This window comes from Pseudomonas sp. NFACC05-1, from assembly GCF_900100135.1.
Lineage (GTDB): Bacteria > Pseudomonadota > Gammaproteobacteria > Pseudomonadales > Pseudomonadaceae > Aquipseudomonas > Aquipseudomonas fluorescens_Q.
The window spans coordinates 83873-102653 of record NZ_FMTR01000008.1 but is presented as its reverse complement, the minus strand read 5'-3'; the positions used below and the strand labels follow the sequence as shown (position 1 = coordinate 102653).

Annotated in this window: 16 protein-coding genes; 8 read left to right on the top strand and 8 right to left on the bottom strand. The window is 61.8% G+C overall.

The window, feature by feature from the left end; translation table 11 throughout:
* Positions 1–45 precede the first annotated feature (45 nt).
* The 6 genes from BLO97_RS14655 (at position 46) to BLO97_RS14630 (ending at position 7375) form a co-directional block, all read left to right on the top strand.
* Positions 46–1503, top strand: a complete 1458-nt coding sequence (locus BLO97_RS14655; protein WP_371914900.1) for an ArnT family glycosyltransferase — start codon at positions 46–48, stop codon at positions 1501–1503.
* Positions 1504–1804: 301 nt separating this feature from the next.
* Positions 1805–3469 carry an AMP-binding protein gene (locus BLO97_RS14650; RefSeq protein WP_092346445.1) on the top strand — a complete coding sequence of 555 codons (1665 nt, stop codon included), beginning with the start codon at positions 1805–1807 and terminating at the stop codon, positions 3467–3469.
* 16 nt (positions 3470–3485) lie between these two features.
* Positions 3486–4247 (top strand): SDR family NAD(P)-dependent oxidoreductase, encoded by a 762-nt coding sequence (locus BLO97_RS14645; protein WP_092224457.1) that lies wholly within the window; start codon positions 3486–3488, stop codon positions 4245–4247.
* A gap of 16 nt (positions 4248–4263) precedes the next feature.
* Positions 4264–5451 carry an acetyl-CoA C-acyltransferase gene (locus tag BLO97_RS14640; RefSeq protein ID WP_092143726.1) on the top strand — a complete coding sequence of 396 codons (1188 nt, stop codon included), beginning with the start codon at positions 4264–4266 and terminating at the stop codon, positions 5449–5451.
* 9 nt (positions 5452–5460) lie between these two features.
* Positions 5461–6588 carry an acyl-CoA dehydrogenase gene (locus BLO97_RS14635; protein WP_092346443.1) on the top strand — a complete coding sequence of 376 codons (1128 nt, stop codon included), beginning with the start codon at positions 5461–5463 and terminating at the stop codon, positions 6586–6588.
* A 13-nt stretch (positions 6589–6601) separates the two neighbouring features.
* Positions 6602–7375, top strand: coding sequence for an enoyl-CoA hydratase (locus tag BLO97_RS14630; RefSeq protein ID WP_003202009.1), 774 nt, complete (start codon positions 6602–6604; stop codon positions 7373–7375).
* Positions 7376–7594: 219 nt separating this feature from the next.
* Here BLO97_RS14630 and BLO97_RS14625 read toward each other — a convergent pair whose 3' ends face one another.
* From BLO97_RS14625 to BLO97_RS14610, 4 genes are all read right to left on the bottom strand, one after another.
* Positions 7595–8746, bottom strand: a complete 1152-nt coding sequence (locus tag BLO97_RS14625; protein WP_092346441.1) for an acyl-CoA dehydrogenase family protein — start codon at positions 8744–8746, stop codon at positions 7595–7597.
* A 3-nt stretch (positions 8747–8749) separates the two neighbouring features.
* The gene (locus BLO97_RS14620) at positions 8750–9856 is read right to left on the bottom strand and encodes an enoyl-CoA hydratase/isomerase family protein (RefSeq protein WP_092346439.1); all 1107 of its coding nucleotides are present in this window, start codon (positions 9854–9856) and stop codon (positions 8750–8752) included.
* A 134-nt stretch (positions 9857–9990) separates the two neighbouring features.
* Complete coding sequence (locus BLO97_RS14615) at positions 9991–10698, bottom strand: HPP family protein (RefSeq protein WP_092346437.1); 708 nt, start codon at positions 10696–10698, stop codon at positions 9991–9993.
* Positions 10699–10875: 177 nt separating this feature from the next.
* A complete protein-coding gene (locus tag BLO97_RS14610) occupies positions 10876–12255 on the bottom strand; it encodes a UDP-glucose dehydrogenase family protein (protein ID WP_092346435.1) in 1380 nt (459 codons plus the stop codon).
* A gap of 352 nt (positions 12256–12607) precedes the next feature.
* Between BLO97_RS14610 and BLO97_RS14605 the strand changes: the two genes are divergently transcribed.
* Positions 12608–13786 (top strand): FAD-dependent oxidoreductase, encoded by a 1179-nt coding sequence (locus BLO97_RS14605; protein WP_092346433.1) that lies wholly within the window; start codon positions 12608–12610, stop codon positions 13784–13786.
* Positions 13787–13789: 3 nt separating this feature from the next.
* Here BLO97_RS14605 and BLO97_RS14600 read toward each other — a convergent pair whose 3' ends face one another.
* From BLO97_RS14600 to BLO97_RS14585, 4 genes are all read right to left on the bottom strand, one after another.
* Complete coding sequence (locus BLO97_RS14600; RefSeq protein WP_092346431.1) at positions 13790–14710, bottom strand: LysR family transcriptional regulator; 921 nt, start codon at positions 14708–14710, stop codon at positions 13790–13792.
* Between the two features lie 58 nt (positions 14711–14768).
* Positions 14769–15302, bottom strand: coding sequence for a hypothetical protein (locus tag BLO97_RS14595; protein ID WP_092346429.1), 534 nt, complete (start codon positions 15300–15302; stop codon positions 14769–14771).
* Positions 15303–15341: 39 nt separating this feature from the next.
* Positions 15342–16133: a putative hydro-lyase gene (locus tag BLO97_RS14590; RefSeq protein ID WP_063321235.1), complete on the bottom strand. Its 792-nt coding sequence runs from the start codon at positions 16131–16133 to the stop codon at positions 15342–15344.
* Positions 16134–16225: 92 nt separating this feature from the next.
* A complete protein-coding gene (locus tag BLO97_RS14585) occupies positions 16226–17173 on the bottom strand; it encodes a LysR family transcriptional regulator (protein ID WP_092346427.1) in 948 nt (315 codons plus the stop codon).
* 262 nt (positions 17174–17435) lie between these two features.
* Between BLO97_RS14585 and BLO97_RS14580 the strand changes: the two genes are divergently transcribed.
* Positions 17436–18719 carry an MFS transporter gene (locus tag BLO97_RS14580; RefSeq protein WP_170867314.1) on the top strand — a complete coding sequence of 428 codons (1284 nt, stop codon included), beginning with the start codon at positions 17436–17438 and terminating at the stop codon, positions 18717–18719.
* Positions 18720–18781: the final 62 nt, after the last annotated feature.

The window sequence follows — 18781 nt, the reverse complement described above, 5'->3', positions numbered from 1 at the left end:
TCCTCGCGGCTCGAGCTCCTGGCGTTTGTGGTATTGGCCTTGATCATGGTGGGCGCTGGCCTTGGCTGGCGCCAACCGATGAACGTCGATGAGGAGCGCTTCCTTGGCGTTGCCCTGGAGATGCTGCAGAACGGATCCTGGTTCATTCCCCATCGCGCCGGTGAAATCTACGCCGACAAACCGCCGCTGTTCATGTGGACGGTGGCGCTGTTCGTACAACTGACCCACCTGCCCAAAGTTGCCCTGTACTTGCCCGCGCTGCTGGCAGGCGCCGTTACCACCGCGTGCCTGTATGACCTGGGCCGACGCTTGTGGGGGCGGCGCGTAGGGGTGATCGCGGCGCTCTTGTTTCTCGCGACCTACCAGACCTACAGCATCCTGCGCACCGGGCAGATCGATGGTTTCCTTGCGCTCTGGAACATCCTGGGGATCTATGGCTTGTGCCGGCACATGCTGCTCGGCCCGGCCTGGCGTTGGTACTACGTGGCGTGTGCGGCGATGGGGTTGGGGATCATCAGCAAAGGCGTGGGGTTTCTGCCGGTGCTATTGCTGATTCCCTACGCCTATGCACTGCGCAAAGGTTGGAAGGGGGTGGTGGCCATGCCTGGCCAGGCGGGACGCTGGTGGCTGGGGCTGCTCGTAGCATTGGTCGCCATCGCGTTATGGCTGGGGCCTTTGCTGATGATTGTCTCGCAGGGCAGTGCCGACAGCCTGGCATATGCCCAGGAAATCCTGTTCAAGCAGACTGCCGGGCGTTATGCCAACGCATGGGAGCATCGCGAACCATTCTGGTATTTTTTCGTCCAGGTGATTCCGAAGTACTGGCTGCCGATTGTGTTCATGCTCCCCTGGCTGGTGCCGGCCTGGCGTAAACAACTGCTCAAGCACGACGGTCGGGTGTTGGTGCTGCTCGGTTGGGTACTGCTGGTGTTGGTGTTCTTTAGCCTGAGCAGCGGCAAGCGCAAGCTGTATATCTTTCCCGCGTTACCCGCGTTGATTCTGGTGGTGGCGCCGCTTGTGCCATGGATGCTGCGCTGCTGGTTTGGCGCGCGACCGAGGGGCAGGAGGGTTTTCAACGTATTGGCTGCGCTGTGGTTGTGTGCCTGGCTTGTACGCGGCTTCGTCGAGCCCCACAAGGAAGGCATCAACCCCCACCAGACCTTGATGCGCGATGTCGCGGGGATGACTTCAAATGCCGAGTTGGTACTCGTGGGTTGGCGTGAGGGCCATTGGCTGTTCGCCCGGCAACCCATCGTGCATTTCGGCTTTTATAACGGCAACGCCCTGGAACAATCCGCCACCTGGCTGCGCAGCCACCCCCGGGCCTTCGCCCTGGTCCCCGCCCGGGACCTGGCTCGCTGTTACGACCCGCAAAAGGCTCGCCGGGCCGGCGATACCTCGAGGGCCGAGTGGTTCCTGGTGGGGGCTGATGCGGATAACCAGCGCTGCCAGTCCCCGGTGCCGGAAAAGGTTTACTCATTCACATGGACGCATCCTTTGTAGAGGCTGAAAACTGCCCTGTGGCGAGGGAGCTTGCTCCCGCTGGGGCGCGAAGCGGCCCCAGAACCGGACAACCGGGTGTGTCAGGCTAATTGAGTTGACTGCTTTGGGGCGGCTGCGCAGCCCAGCGGGAGCAAGCTCCCTCGCCACAGGGGGGGCGACAGGCAACACACCCCTGAACCATGGCCAAACCAGTCAAGCAACTTGAAAGCTTTGACCATTGCCGCCACAGCCCTTCGGCGCGAGTATTTGCCTGCTATCCACGGTTCCCCCAACCAATAAAAAACACAGAGGGATGCTGGTCATGCGCGATTATTCGTCCGCCACTTCGCAATTCGATTACCTGCAAACCGTCAACGCCGCGCTGCACGGCTCGCTCGAGGCGCTCAATGCCTGTGTCGAGTGTTTCGACCGGCATGCGTTGCCGGGGCGCATCGCCTTGTTCTGGGAGGGCCGTGACGGCAGCGATGCGACTTGGACTTACCGTGACCTGCAGGACAACGCCGCGCGGTTCGCCAATTTCCTCCGCGCCCAAGGCGTCGGCAAGGGCGACAAAGTGGCCGGCCTGCTGCCGCGCACCGCGGAACTCTTGATCGTTGTACTCGCCACCTGGCGTATCGGAGCGGTGTATCAACCGCTGTTCACCGCATTCGGGCCCAAGGCCATCGAGCACCGCGTCGGCAGCTCGGGCGCACGGATCGTCGTGACCGACGCCGTCAACCGTCCCAAGCTCAATGAAATCACCGGTTGCCCCACCATCGTCACGGTCGGTGGTGAAAAGGGCCAGGGCATCGTGCGCGGCGACTACAGTTTCTGGGCCGAAGTGGCGAACCACTCCAGCCAGTGCGAACCGCTGATGCTCACCGGCGAAGACCCGTTCCTGCTGATGTTCACCTCCGGCACCACAGGGCCTGCCAAGGCTCTGTCGGTGCCACTCAAGGCCATCGTTGCGTTCCAGAGCTACACCCGTGACGCGGTGGACCTGCGACCTGAAGACGCCTTCTGGAACGTCGCCGACCCCGGTTGGGCCTACGGCATTTATTTCGGCGTGACCGGGCCGCTGGCCATGGGACATCCGATTACTTTCTACGATGGCCCGTTCACCCTGGAAAGCACCTGCCGGGTCATCAACAAATACGGCATCACCAACCTGACCGGTTCGCCCACCGCCTACCGTCTGTTGATCGCCGGGGGCGAGCAGTTCGCCCGCTCGATCAAGGGCAAGCTGCGCATCGTCAGCAGCGCTGGTGAGCCGTTGAACCCGGAGGTGATCCGTTGGTTCGCCGATAATCTGAACGTGGTGATCCACGACCATTATGGCCAGACCGAACTAGGCATGGTGCTGTGCAACCACCATGGGCTGGAACATCCGGTACATCTGGGGGCGGCCGGTTTTGCCTCGCCGGGCCATCGGATCGTGGTGCTGGATGAAAACCAGCGCGAGCTGGGCGTGGGCCAGCCGGGCATTCTCGCGGTGGACCGCAGCCAGTCGCCCATGTGCTGGTTCGCCGGTTACGAAGGTGCGCCGACCAAGGCCTTCGTTGGCGACTACTACTTGAGCGGCGACACCGTGGAGCTTAACCCCGACGGCAGCATCAGCTTCGTCGGCCGTAGCGATGACGTGATCACTACCTCCGGCTACCGGGTCGGTCCGTTCGACGTGGAAAGTGCGCTGATCGAACACCCGGCCGTGGTGGAAGCGGCGGTGATCGGCAAGCCCGATCCGGAACGCACCGAGCTGGTGAAGGCCTTCGTGGTGCTCAGCACCCAATATCGCGCCTCACCGGAGCTGGCCGAGGAATTGCGCCTGCATGTGCGCAAGCGCCTGGCGGCCCATGCGTATCCCCGTGAAATCGAATTTGTCAGCGACTTGCCGAAAACCCCAAGCGGCAAGTTGCAGCGCTTTATCTTGCGCAACCAGGAAATCGCCAAGGCTCAAGAGGCCGCGGCGCAGAACGTTTCAGCTTGAACCCAAGGAAACCATGATGCAGATCGACAACAAGATTTTCCTCGTCAGCGGCGGCGCGTCCGGCCTCGGCGCGGCCACCGCTGAAATGCTGGTCAAGGCCGGCGCCAAGGTGATGCTGGTGGACCTCAACGCCGACGCCGTGGCCGCCCAGGCGCAAAAACTGGGCTGCCAGAGCGTGGTGGCCGATATCAGCAACGAAGCGGCGGCTGAAGCGGCGGTCCAGGCCACGGTCGATGCGTTCGGTGGTCTGAATGGCCTGGTGAATTGCGCCGGTATCGTGCGCGGCGAGAAGATCCTCGGCAAGAACGGCCCCCACGGGCTGGACAGCTTCAGCCAGGTGATCAACGTCAACCTGATCGGCAGCTTCAACTTGCTGCGCCTGGCGGCTGCGGCCATTGCCGAAACCGAGGCAGACGCCGATGGCGAACGTGGCGTGATCATCAACACCGCTTCGGTCGCGGCCTTCGACGGCCAGATCGGCCAGGCCGCCTATGCGGCCTCCAAAGGCGCCATCGCCAGTCTGACGTTGCCAGCCGCCCGTGAACTGGCGCGCTTCGGTATCCGGGTGATGACCATTGCCCCGGGGATTTTCGAAACCCCGATGATGGCCGGCATGACACCCGAGGTGCGGGATTCCCTGGCCGCCGGCGTGCCGTTTCCGCCACGCCTTGGGAAACCGTCCGAGTACGCGGCGCTGGCCAGGCATATCATTGAGAACAGCATGCTCAACGGCGAGGTGATCCGTCTCGACGGTGCCTTGCGTATGGCAGCCAAATAAGTAAGGAGGATTCATGATGTCCAACGATCCTATTGTCATCGTCAGTGCCGTCCGTACCCCCATGGGCGGTTTCCAGGGCGAACTGAAAAGCCTCACCGCCCCGCAACTCGGTGCCGCCGCCATCAAGGCCGCCGTGGAGCGGGCCGGTATCGCGCCGGGTGCGGTTGAAGAAGTGCTGTTCGGTTGCGTGCTCGCCGCCGGCCAGGGCCAGGCACCGGCACGTCAGGCCGCACTGGGCGCCGGGCTCGACAAGTCGACCCGCTGCACCACGCTCAACAAGATGTGCGGTTCGGGCATGGAAGCGACGATCCTGGCCCACGACATGCTCATCGCCGGCAGCGCCGAGGTGGTGGTGGCCGGCGGCATGGAGAGCATGTCCAACGCGCCGTACCTGCTCGATCGCGCCCGCGGCGGTTATCGCATGGGCCACGGCCGGGTGCTTGACCACATGTTCCTCGATGGCCTGGAAGACGCCTACGACAAAGGTCGGCTGATGGGCACTTTCGCTGAAGATTGCGCCGAGGCCAATGGTTTGAGTCGCGAGGCCCAGGATGCCTTCGCCATTGCGTCCACCACCCGCGCCCAACAAGCGATCAAGGACGGCAGTTTCGAGGCCGAGATCGTGCCGTTGCAGGTCATGGTCGGCAAGGAACAAGTGACCATTCGCCACGACGAGCAGCCGCCGAAAGCGCGGATCGACAAGATCGCCTCGCTCAAACCGGCGTTTCGCGAGGGCGGCACGGTGACGGCGGCCAACGCCAGTTCCATTTCCGATGGTGCCGCTGCCCTGGTGCTGATGCGCCAGAGCCAGGCTGCCCAGCGTGGCCTCAAGCCCCTGGCGGTGATCCACGGTCACGCGGCGTTTGCCGATACTCCGAGCCTGTTTCCCACCGCACCGATTGGCGCCGTGAAGAAACTGATGCAGAAAACCGGTTGGTCGCTGGATCAAGTCGACCTGTTCGAAGTCAACGAAGCCTTTGCCGTGGTCGGGCTGGTGACCATGGACAAGCTGGAGATTGCCCATGACAAGGTCAACGTCCACGGCGGAGCCTGTGCGCTGGGCCACCCGATTGGCGCGTCTGGCGCACGGATCCTGGTGACCCTGCTGTCAGCCCTGCGCCAGAAGGGTCTCAAGCGCGGCGTCGCGGCGATCTGCATTGGTGGCGGCGAAGCCACGGCCATGGCCGTCGAATGCCTGTATTAAGGAATTACCATGCTTGCGACTGAAGAACAGACTCAAATCCGCGACATGGCCCGGCAGTTCGCCGAGGAGCGCTTGAAACCGTTCGCCGCCGAATGGGACCGCGAGCACCGTTTTCCCCGGGAAGCCATCGATGAAATGGCCGAGCTGGGCTTCTTCGGCATGCTGGTGCCGGAGCAGTGGGGCGGCTGCGACACCGGTTACCTGGCGTATGCCATGACCCTGGAAGAAATCGCCGCCGGCGACGGCGCGTGCTCGACCATCATGAGTGTGCACAATTCGGTGGGCTGCGTGCCGATCCTCAAGTTCGGCAACGATGAGCAGAAGGCGAAATTCCTCACACCCCTGGCCAGTGGCGCGATGCTTGGTGCCTTCGCCCTGACCGAGCCCCAGGCCGGTTCGGACGCCAGCAGCCTCAAGACGCGGGCGCGGCTGGAGGGGGATCATTACGTGCTCAACGGTTGCAAGCAGTTCATCACGTCCGGGCAGAACGCCGGGGTGGTGATTGTGTTTGCGGTGACCGATCCGAGCGCAGGCAAGCGTGGCATCAGTGCGTTCATCGTGCCGACCGATTCGCCGGGCTACAGCGTCGCGCGGGTCGAAGACAAACTCGGCCAGCATGCCTCCGACACTTGCCAGATCCTCTTCGAGGATTTGAAGGTGCCGGTGGGCAATCGCCTGGGGGAGGAGGGCGAGGGCTACAAGATCGCCTTGGCGAACCTGGAAGGCGGGCGCGTGGGCATCGCGGCGCAAGCGGTGGGCATGGCCCGCGCGGCGTTCGAAGCGGCTCGGGACTATGCCCGGGAACGCTCCAGTTTCGGCAAGCCGATCATCGAGCACCAGGCCGTGGCGTTCCGCCTGGCCGACATGGCGACCCAGATCGCCGTGGCCCGGCAAATGGTGCACTACGCCGCCGCCCTGCGAGACAGCGGCCAGCCAGCGCTGGTGGAGGCCTCCATGGCCAAGCTGTTCGCCTCGGAAATGGCTGAAAAAGTCTGCTCCATGGCGTTGCAAACCCTGGGCGGCTACGGTTACCTCAACGACTTCCCGCTGGAGCGCATCTACCGCGACGTACGGGTCTGCCAGATCTACGAAGGCGCCAGCGACATTCAGCGCATGGTCATTTCGCGCAATCTTTGAACAGGAGTCCTGCATGAGTTACGAAACGATTTTATTGGAGATCAAGGACCGCGTCGGCCTGATCACCCTCAACCGTCCCCAGGCCTTGAACGCCTTGAATGCGCAGATCGTCAGCGAACTGAACCAGGCGCTGGATAGCCTGGAGGCTGATCCGAAGATTGGCTGCATCGTGCTGACCGGCTCGAAAAAAGCCTTTGCCGCCGGTGCCGATATCAAGGAAATGGCCGAGCTGACCTACCCGCAGATCTACCTGGACGACCTGTTCAGCGACAGCGACCGCGTGGCCAACCGTCGCAAGCCGATCATCGCGGCGGTGAACGGTTTTGCCTTGGGCGGTGGCTGTGAGCTGGCGTTGATGTGCGACTTCATCCTGGCCGGCGACAACGCCAAGTTCGGCCAGCCGGAGGTCAACCTCGGCGTGCTGCCAGGCATGGGCGGCACCCAGCGCCTGACCCGGGCGGTGGGCAAGGCCAAGGCCATGGAAATGTGCCTGACCGGGCGCTTTATCGATGCGGTGGAAGCCGAACGCTGCGGCATCGTCGCGCGGATCCTACCAGCCGATGAACTGCTGGACGAGGCGCTGAAAACTGCAGCGTTGATCGCCTCCAAGTCGGTGCCTATCAGCATGATGGTCAAGGAAAGCGTCAACCGTGCGTTTGAAGTCAGCCTGTCCGAAGGCGTGCGTTTTGAGCGGCGGGTATTCCACGCCGCGTTTGCGACGCAAGATCAGAAAGAAGGCATGGCGGCATTCGTGGCCAAGCGCGCGGCGGAGTTCCAGGACAAGTAAGGCGGCCACCCCATAACCCGTGGCGAGGGAGCTTGCTCCCGCTCGGCTGCGCAGCAGTCGCCAACCGGATCATGCGGTTCGGCTGAAAAAATGCAGAGGCCTGCTTCGCAGGCCAGCGGGAGCAAGCTTCCTCGCCACATTGGGTTTGTGTAGAGCCGAAATTGGAGCTCGACCAAAGTCCCTGTGGGAGCGAGCCTGCTCGCGATGCTTTCCCAGCCATCACACCAGGTAGTGTTTCAACTCCCGAGCGATGACCATCCGCTGTATCTCGCTCGACCCTTCATAAATCTGGGTAATCCGCGCATCGCGGTAGTAGCGTTCCACCGGATAATCCTCGAGATACCCATAACCACCATGAATCTGTATGGCCGAGGAGCAGACTTTCTCGGCCATTTCCGAGGCAAACAGCTTGGCCTGGGAGGCTTCTGACAGGCAAGGTTGGCCCGCGCTGCGCAGGCGGGCGGCGTGGAGGATGAGCAGGCGGGTGGCGTTGATGCGGGTGTGCATGTCGGCCAGCAGGTTGGCGATGCTCTGGTGCTCGATGATCGGCTTGTCGAACTGGACGCGATCACGCGCGTAAGCCAGCGCCGCTTCAAACGCCGCGCGGGCGATGCCCAAGGCTTGCGCCGCGATGCCGATGCGGCCGCCTTCCAGGTTGGACAGGGCGATGGCCAGGCCTTTACCGCGAGCCCCCAGCAGGTTGGCTTCGGGGATGGTGCAATTGCTCAAGGTGACCGCGCAGGTGTCCGAGGCGCGGATGCCCATTTTGTGTTCGGTGCGATCAACGATGAAACCCGGCGTATCGGTGGGCACCAGGAACGCTGAAATGCCTTTCTTGCCCAGTTCCGGGTCCGTCACGGCAAACACGATCGCCAGTTTCGCTCGCTTGCCGTTGCTGACGAACTGCTTGGCGCCATTGATGACCCATTGGCCCTCGCGCAATTCGGCCCGGGTGCGCAGGTTGTGGGCTTCGGAGCCGGCCTGGGGCTCGGTCAGGCAGAAGCAGCCAATGGCCTGGCCACTGGCGAGGTCGGCCAACCATGTCTGTTTTTGTTCGTCGGTGCCGAAATTCAGCACCGGCCCGCAACCCACCGAATTGTGGATGCTCATCAGTGCGCCGGTAGCACCGTCGCCTGCGGAGATTTCCTCCACGGCCAGGGCATAGGCGACGTAATCGACGTAGGTACCGCCCCATTCTTCCGGCACTACCATTCCCAGCAGGCCCAACTCACCCATCTTCGCCACCAGACCGTCGTCAATCCAGCCGGCCTTTTCCCACGCCTGGGCATGGGGGGCGATTTCACCACGGGCGAAGTCCCGGGCCATGTCGCGGATCATCACTTGTTCTTCGGTCAGTTCGAGGTCATGCATGGCTCAGTTCCCGTGGTCGTCGAAGCCCTCGAAGAAACTCGCCACATGGTCGGCGTCCAGCGCCTCCAGGGTCGGCGGGTTCCAACGCGGGTTCTTGTCTTTGTCGATCAGCAAGGCGCGTACACCTTCGATCAGGTCACCGCGTTCGAACCATTGCTGATCCAGATGCAGTTCCAGGGCAAAACAGTCTTCCAGGCTCAAATGCCGACCGCGCCGCAGCATTTCCAGGGTCACGGCCATGGCCAGGGGAGAGCGGCTGTCCAGCAGGTCGGCGGTCTTTATTGCCCATTCATGGCTGTTGGCGACGGTGACCTGGCGCAACTGCTCGACCATGCTCGGCACGTCGGGCAGGCCGAAGAAATGATCGATGGCTGGCCGCAGATCGGCCAGGGGCGGGGCAGGCAGCTGTTGCATACCGAGTTTGGCCAGCAGGCTCTGCAGGTCCTTGAGTGGCGTGTCACCCCACTCCAGGCGATCGAGGCGCGCATCGAGCTGTTCAAGCTTGCGACTGTCCAGATACCAGTCGGCCAGCCCGCAATACAAGGCGTCGGCCGCGCGGATCTGCGCGCCGCTGACGCCCAGGTAGATCCCCAGTTCGCCAGGAATGCGCGGCAGGAAGTAGCTGCCGCCTACGTCCGGGAAATACCCGATGCCGACTTCCGGCATGCCCAGGCGGCTGCGCTCGGTCACCACCCGCAGGTCGGCACCTTGTGCCAGCCCCATGCCGCCGCCCAGCACGAAGCCATCCATCAAGGCGACGATTGGTTTACGGTAGTGATGAATCGTCAGGTCGAGGGCGTATTCCTCGACGAAGAAATCTTCATGCAGGGTGTCACCCTGCTTGTGGCTGTCGTACAACGAACGGATATCGCCGCCGGCGCAAAACGCCTTCTCGCCCGCGCCCCGCAGCACCACGGCGCGGATCTGTGGGTCCAGGGCCCAGGTATCGAGTTGTTGCTGCAAGCTGCGCACCATGCCCAGGGTGAGGGCATTGAGGCCGGCGGGGCGGTTCAGGGTCAAATGGCCAATGTGATTGCGAACGTCGACCAGCACCTCATAGGCCGCGGTGTCGAGGGTTCCCGCAGCGTGTGATGAAACCTGAGCTGTCATCGCTAACTCCCTGCTTTTATTCTTCTTTATGAATTGTGTCGCGCGTACCTATTCAGGATCGTACCAGTGCAAATTTGCATTGCACAACCGGGATACGTGCAGGTCCTTTCTGCATATTTATAGCAGCCGCAGGCTCAGCCGCGACTAGAGAGAACCTCCGCGATGCTGCGGCGCTTGGCATTTCGCTCGCTGGCGTGGATCAACTGCTCAAGATCTTCCGGCGTGACGTCAAAGAATGCTTCCATTTCCGCCAAGGCCAGTTTCAGGTCTTCGGCTGTGATCGCCTGGCGGTCGACGGGAGGGTGGTCAGCCGGTATGACGGCCACCGGTTCGCTGGCACGCTTGGGATAGCGCACCCGCGTCAGGTTGTTATAGGCCAGCGCAAAGGCCAGCAACCCGGAACCGGCCAGCATCGCCGCACCAACGGCTTGCCAGTCCAAGGCAATGATAGACGGGGCGGCCAGCACCAGCGTCGCCGCCAGGGCGCCTGCCGGCGGATGCAAGCAACGCAGCCAGCACATCAACACCAGCGCCATGCCCGCCGCCAGGCAGGCGCTACCCAGCGTACGGCCCAGTACATGGGCCACCAGCAGCGCGACGACCGACGCACACAGGTAACCGCCGACAATCGACCAGGGCTGGGCGAGGGCGCCCGATGACACCGCAAACAACAGCACCGCCGAGGCGCCGAGGGGGCCGATCAGGTGTTGCGCCACCTCAAGGCCGAATACCTGGCCACAAAGCCAGACACTGAACATCGTCCCCAGCGCCATGCCGATGGCGGCGCGGCTCCACTCGGTGGGACGGGTATTGATAGCGGCGGGGAACCAGCGAGAAAGCATTAAGCGAAAATCCAAAAAACGAACAAAAAAAGGGGCTTACGGGAGAGTCCCAGAAAGCCCTTTAAGTGTTCCAACAGTTGGGGGAGGAACGGTGCACAGTGTGCCGTTCACAACTCTTGCTTACAAATTCATATTAATGCTGGTTGAGTGCATTAATTTTGAGGTAACGCCCGCAGGTCACGCGCTTCTCGAAGCCGGGAACCACGTTTGCTGGGCGATAGGCAGGTTGCGCGACTGCCCGCGACCCATCGGGAAATAGATGAAACCCTTGTCGGCCATGCGCTCCGGATCGAAAAGGTTACGACCGTCAAAAATCACCGGGGCCTTGAGCCGTTGCTGGATCAGGTCGAAGTCCGGCGCCTTGAAGGGCTGCCATTCGGTACAGATGACCAATGCGTCGGCCCCCGGCAACACCGATTCCGGCGTGCCCATCAGCATGAGTCGGGTTTCGTCGGGATAGAGCAGTTGCGTCTGCTGCATCGCCTCCGGGTCGAACGCGCGGACGCTGGCACCCGCTGCCCAGAGCGACTCCAGCAGGGTACGGCTCGGAGCATCGCGCATGTCGTCGGTGTTGGGCTTGAAGGCCAGGCCCCAGAGGGCGAAGGTCTTGCCGCGCAGGTCGCCCTGGTAGAACGCGTTGATCCGCTCGAACAGCTTGTGTTTCTGCCGCCCGTTGATGGCTTCCACCGCTTGCAGCAGGTCGCTGGAGCAATGAGCCTGCTCGGCCGTGTGGATGAGGGCACGCATGTCCTTGGGAAAGCACGAACCGCCGTAGCCGCATCCCGGGTAGATGAAGTGATAGCCGATGCGCGAGTCGGCGCCGATGCCCAGGCGCACGGACTCGATGTCGGCCCCCAGGTGTTCGGCCAGTTCGGCGATCTGGTTGATAAAACTGATCTTGGTCGCCAGCATGCCGTTGGCGGCATATTTGGTCAGCTCGGCGCTGCGCAGGTCCATGAACAAGACCCGATCGTGGTTGCGGTTGAACGGGGCGTACAGGTCGCGCATGGTTTCGCGCACTTCATCGCGCTCGCAGCCGATCACGATGCGATCCGGACGACGGCAATCGGCGACCGCCGAGCCTTCCTTGAGGAATTCGGGGTTGGAAACAATATCGAACTGCAGCAGGCGACTGGCCTTGAGCAGGCATTTGTCGATGTGCCCCCGCAGAACGTCGCCGGTGCCCACCGGCACGGTGGACTTCTCCACCACAATGAGCGGTTGCTCGCGGTAGCGGGCGACGGCCTCGCCGACGGCCAGGACCTGGCTCAGATCGGCACTGCCATCTTCCCGGGAAGGCGTGCCCACGGCGATAAACAGCACCTGGCCGTGCTGCACGGCAAGCTGTTCGTCGCAGGTGAAATGCAAGCGGCCAGCTTCCAGGCCTTCACGCACCAGCGCGGCCAGGCCAGGTTCGTAAATGCTCACCTGGCCTTGGCGCAAGCTGTCGACCTTGCGCTCGTCGATGTCCATGCACACCACGTCATGGCCCACTTCGGCCAACACGGCAGCTTGCACCAAGCCTACGTAACCACTTCCGAATACGCTGATTTTCATGGCGAACTCCCTGGAACTTTCCGAGCGGGCGACATGCACAACCAGCGTTCGCCGCAGTGCGCTTGGCTCAGAATAAGTCGGGGATGTTGCAATTCGCTGACAGACGCGGCCCCGGGGCCTCAACTGAAGGTGGCCTGGATCAATCGACGGCTGGTCTTAGTCGCTGACGATGAAACGCTTGGCCTTTTAAAGAAACGTCTCACGCACCTATCGGAATCTGCTCATTTCCTCTTGGGTATCTCGTTCAACACAATCGTGGCAATCGCACGCTCTCTGCTAAATCAGTGCTTCGATCCAGGAAGAGCGCGCTGGCGGGTGACTCTCAAATGCTTCCCCAAGGTGATCATGACGCATGAAAAGACGCGATTTCTTTCAAGGCATGGGTGCCACGCTGGCTTTAGCATCAGCGGCCCCTCAGGCTATAGGCGTAACGGTTCCACAGGGCGAACCGACACATCGCGGTGTTGCCAGTCGAGGAAGCGTTTCACTTGCTCCCATCGACGCCCGAGTGGACCGCATTACCGAGATCTATACGTGCCTCAGGCCGTTCCGATTGACCGGGCCACGGATTGAAACACAGCAGTTGGGCAATAAACTGATAGTGCACAACTATGGTCACGGTGGCAGCGGCTGGTCTTTGTCCTGGGGATCGAGCAGGATTGCACTCCAGCTTCTGCAAAAAAAAGCCAGGAACACCAGGCGCCTGGGCGTAATCGGCTGCGGTCCAATAGGCCTTACCTCTGCCATTCTCGCTCAGCGTGCCGGTTTGCCGGTTACCCTCTATGCAAAAGAGATTCCGCCTCAGGTAGCGTCCATGGGCGCGACGGGACATTGGTCACCGGACTCCCAGTTCTGCGCTGCACCCTTTGCTTCCAGATGGTGCAGTCGCTGGATTGAAATGGCGGACTTCTCCTACAAGATGTATCAAGACCTGCTGGGGCTGCCCGGCGATCCAGTGCAATGGTATTACGGTTACAAGTTAAGCAACTCGTCATTCGACTTGGCGGCGCCCCGCGGAGAACCGGAATTCGCAAAATTCAACAATCCCAACCGCCGTTATCAGCCGATACAGGTGGACCTTGCGCCCGATGAGCATCCGTTTTCATACCCTTATGTTCGCCGGTGGCAAAACCTGTTGTTCAACATCAATAGCTATGCCCGCCTCTTGTTGTCGGACTTCCTGGCAGCGGGAGGGAAGATTCATATCCGCCATTTTGAAAGCGCGGAGGAGTTGTTGAGCCTGCCCGAGAAAACAATCATCAACGCTACGGGCTACGGCGCAAAGGCACTGTTCAACGATCCGGACATTGTCGCGATTCGTGGGCAAACGGCCCGGCTCGTTCAGCAACCGGAAATCAAGTATGCAATCAGGGCTCAGGACTTTCTCTTCATTCCTCGACGAGACGGCCTGGTCGTGCAGTACATCGATCGGGCAGGAAGCTATGACAATGAGGATGACAGCCCTGACTTTCAGGAAGCGTCTGATGCCGTAGAACAGCTGGCTGCCGTCATGGCGGGATTGCGCTACTGAAACTCAAATCGCATCCAGTCGGTAGGCAGCAGGCAATTGCGCGACGAATTCGCCGACCACTTCCCGGGTCAGGCTGACGATGTCTTCTACCCGTTCCATTCCCGCGCCGGTCCGCCAACTGGCGACGATGTCCATGACCGATGGCAGCGGCACGCCGTCCACCAAGGTCAATGTGCCTTGGGCCAGTTCGCCGACGACCAGCGCCGCGGGCATGGCGCCAATGCCAAAGCCGTCGCGAACCAGGCGGGTAATGGCCGAGGCCGAGTTCACGCAGTTGATGCGGGGCGAGACGATGTTGGCCGAATGCAGGAGGTTGAGAATATCCTGGTGGGGGCGAGAGTTGCGCGAGAAGGTCACTATGCGTTCCTGGGACAAGTCCTCCAGCGACGCATAGGACCGGTCATAGACGGAGCCGGTGCGCACCACCCAGTGCATCGGGTAACGGGTCAGCAGCGCGTTGCGTACACTGTCCAGGCGCAGGATGTCGGTCTGGAAAATGATGTCCTGGTAGCCTTTTTCCAGTTGCGAGCACAGGTTGCTCGCGGTGTCGGCCGACAGTTCGATTTCCAGGGCCGGGTAACATTCCATCAGGCGCGTCACCAAGGGGCTGAGCCAGGTGTGGATCACCGTATCCATCGCACCGATGCGGATTCGGCCGCGCACCTGGCGTGGATCCTTGATCACGGCTTTCATGCTTTGCATGGTGTCCATGATGCGCTCGGCGTATTCCAGCACGCGCTGGCCTTCGGAGGTCAGCGACACACCTTTGGAATCGCGCACGAACAGGCGCACGCCCATTTCGTCCTCCAGGGCGGCGATCCGACTGGAGATGGACGCCTGGGTGGTGAACAGCTTTTCCGCGGTGAGGCGAAAGCTCTTCAGGCGGGCGACCCAGACGAAGGTTTCGAGAAACTTGATGTTCACTTGGGGCGATTCCTTGAAACAGTCATGCAAGACTCCTGAAAGCGCACGGGCGGCCTGATCAAAGATCTTCCAGGTAGCGGATAACATCCTGGAGCGCGCCTGAATCCGGGACGTTATCGAGAACCGCTTCTGGCTGGCACCATGGGTACTCCAGTCGCGATGCCCAGGCCATGATCATCGGCAGATCGGTTGCCGGCAGGGTCTTCATGTGTTCGATGGTGATGGTCAGTCGCTCGGCCAGGCTCGACGCCGGATCGAACTGCCAGTCATACAGGCCACAACCGACACGTGCCTCGCCACTGTTCTTGTCGGACATCGCCACCAGCCATTTGCACTGGAACGCCTCGGCGTTTGCCGGCGGCGGGGCGGCCAGGCAGAACGTGTAGACGTTTTCGAAGGCCTGGCCAAAGCGACTGACCAACACGTCGCCAATGGCGGTACGGCCTTCGGCGTGGTCGGGAAACGTGATGGAACCGGTGCGCACGACCATGTGCAGCGTAGCAGTCGGTGTAAAAGCCTGATCCAGCAGGTGCGGGCGATTGCCGTCCTTGGCGCTGATGTACTGTTGAATCGATTGCTGAGCGGTGTTCATCGTGTGTCCCTTCAAGTTGAAAGCGGCCTCGTCCGAGGTTTACAAATCACTGTTCCATAAGTCCGTCACCAGCATGCAGCCAGGGGCGTGGGTGATGCACAACGGTGGACGTGAGGCCTGGACCACCGATTGAGGCGTTACGCCGCAGGCCCAGAATACCGGGATCTCGTCCGCTTCCACCGGCACGGCATCGCCGTAATCCGGCGAGTCCAGGGATTGAATGCCGATCAGTGACGGATCGCCGATGTGTACCGGGGCGCCGTGAACGTTGGGCATGCGCCCGGTAATCTGGATCGCCTGGATCGCCGCGGCGGCTTTCATCGGCCGCATGGTCACCACCATTTTGCCAGACAGGCGGGCGGTGGGGCGTGTGTCGATGTTGGTCTGGAACATCGCGACATTGCGCCCCAACTCAATGTGCCGCAAACGGATGCCGGCCTCCAGCAGGGGTTGTTCGAACGAGAACGAGCAACCGAGGGCGAAGGCCACCAGGTCGTCCTGCCACAGGTGTTCGATGTCCAGCGGCGCTTCGCTCAACTCGCCGTGGCGGTAGACCCGGTATTGAGGTACCTCGTGGCGGATATCGATGGCGGCGCCCAGGTTGCGGAAGAACGGATCGCCGGGCTCGGTCACGTCAAGCACCGGGCAAGCCTGGCGATTGAGGGTGCAGTAGCGCAGGAATTCATTGGCCCAGTCGCCGGGCAGGATCACGATATTGGCTTGCACGCGGCCCTGGCCCAGGCCGCTGGTATGGCCCTGGTACTGACCGGCGGCGATGTTTTGGCGCAGGGCCAGGGGTGTGCATTGCTGCAGTTGTTCGAAGGACATCATTACGGGGCTCTCCAAGCGTTCGTTCGCTACTTTGAGAACACCGTGGCGATGACGTCCAACAAGGAATATTGCTACCCCGTGACAACTAAAAGTTATTCAAGAGGTGGTTGGCCGTTCAGCCCGGGAGCCGCCACCATGCGTTGCGGCCCGACATCAACGGCGTATTGGCTGACTACCTGGCGACTCATCTGGACGATGTTCTCGACCAGTTCCAGGCCGACACCCGCCCGCCACGAGGCGACGACGTCGAGTTGGGGCAGGGCGGTGCCGGGTTCGAGCTGGATCAATTCGCCGCTGGCCAGGGGCTTGGCCACCAGCGCGGCGGGCAGGGCGCCGATGCCGAATCCGTCGCGAATCAATCGGGTCATGGCCGACACCGAGTTGACGCAACTGACCCGTGGCGCATTCACGCCATGGGCGTACAACAGGTTGAGTACATCCTGATGCGGCCGCGAATGCTTGACGAAGGTGATGATGCGCTCGCCGGCCATTTCCACCAGTGACGCGTAGGGGCGGGCATAGATCGACTGGCTGGCGGCGATCCAGTGCATGGGGTAGTGACCCAATTCCAGGTTGCGCACGCTTTCGTGGCGGACCAGATCGGTCTGGAACACGATGTCCAGGTAGCCTTTTTGCAATTGGTCACAGAGATTGCGCGCGGCATCGGCGGTGATTTCGATTTCCACGGCGGGGAAGGCTTGCATCAGCATCGACATCAACGGGCTGAGCCAGGTGTGGATCACCGTATCCATCACGCCGATGCGCACCAGGCCTTGCTGCGCAATGGTGGTGTCCAGTGACTGCTTCAACGCCCGCTGCACTTCGAGCATCTGCTCGGCGTAGTCGAGCACCTTGAGGCCTTCGGGGGTCAGCGAAACCCCGCGCGAATCCCGTACGAACAGGCGCAGGCCCAACTCCTCTTCCAGCGAAGCGATTCGGCTGGAGATCGCCGCCTGGGTGCTGAACATCTTCTCGGCGGTGAGGCTGAAACTCTGTAGCCGGGCGACCCAGACAAAGGTTTCGAGGAATTTGAGGTTCATGAGGGCTCTCTGGGTGCGGGTGGTTCTTATGTTGCAATTGTTTTGCAATTGTCACTCCAGATCGGGCCGTTGGGGCATCAAATTTTCTTATGTCCCATCTGGTGTTTTTCCCGTTTGACGCTGTGCCGATCCGCCACCAAGAATCCGCTCCACGACGCAGCCACTGCGTCCGCATCCCCAACGACAACGCCTTCACAAAAAAATAACGAGGCGTGTCCGTCATCTTCGCTTGCTGCCGCAGGAACCTCCCATGGAAAAGACCATGACTGACTGCGTAACCACCGGGACAGGGCGCACGGGCCCGTTCAGTTGGTACGGTCCCCTGTCGAAAAATGAAAAACGTACATTCTGGAGCTGCAAGATCGGCTATGCCCTGGACGGCATGGATACACAGATGCTGAGTTTCGTCATCCCGACCCTGATCGCGACCTGGGGGATTTCCAAGGGCGACGCCGGCTTGATCGGCACCTGCACGCTGCTGGCCTCGGCGGCCGGCGGTTGGATCGCCGGGATCCTGTCCGACCGAATCGGCCGGGTACGGACCCTGCAATTGACGGTCCTGTGGTTCGCATTCTTCACCTTCCTGTGTGGGCTGGCGCAGAACTACGAGCAATTACTGGTGGCCCGGACCTTGATGGGCTTTGGCTTCGGCGGTGAATGGACCGCAGGGGCGGTATTGATCGGCGAGGTGATCCGCTCCAAGGACCGTGGCAAAGCGGTGGGCATGGTGCAGGCCGGATGGGCGCTGGGCTGGGGGTTGACGGCGCTGTTGTATGCCGGGCTGTTCAGTTTCCTGCCGCCGGAAGACGCCTGGCGGGCGTTGTTCCTGATTGGCCTGGTGCCGGCGCTGTTTGTGCTGGTGATCCGTCGACTGGTCAAGGAGTCGGAGACTTTCGAACATGCGGTGCGGGAGCGCCAGGCCAAGCCGGAACTGGGCTCTCGCTGGGCCTTCTTCGAGATCTTTTCCCCCCGGATGCTCAGCACGACGTTGCGCGCCTCGCTGTTGACCACCGGTGCGCTGGGCGGCTACTACGCCATCACCACGTGGTTGCCGACGTACCTGAAAACCGAGCGCGGCCTGAGTGTGCTCGGTACGGGCGGCTACCTGGCGATGGTCATCGTCGGTTCCTACATCGGCTACGTGACCAGTGCGCTGCTGACCGATGCCATCGGCCGCAAGAAGAATTTCATCCTGTTCGCCGTCGGGTCCATGGCCATCGTCCTGGCCTACACCCAATTGCCAATCGATAACACCTGGATGCTCTGGTTGGGCTTTCCACTGGGTTTCTTCGCCTCGGGCATCTTCGCCGGCATGGGCGCATTCCTGACCGAGCTGTTTCCCACCCGCATGCGCGGGTCGGGGCAGGGCTTTTGCTACAACGCCGGGCGTTCCATCGCGGCGCTATTCCCATTGTTCATCGGCGCGTTGAGCAACACCTTGCCCATCGGCACCGGGATCGGCGTGTTTGCGGCCGGCGCCTATGGTGTGGTGATCCTGGCGGCGTTGAGCCTGCCGGAAACCCGCGGCAGGCAGCTCGAGTCCTGACCACCCGTGACGTCCGCGCACAGCGCGGACGCCGCTACACCCCTTAAAACAACAACCATCGG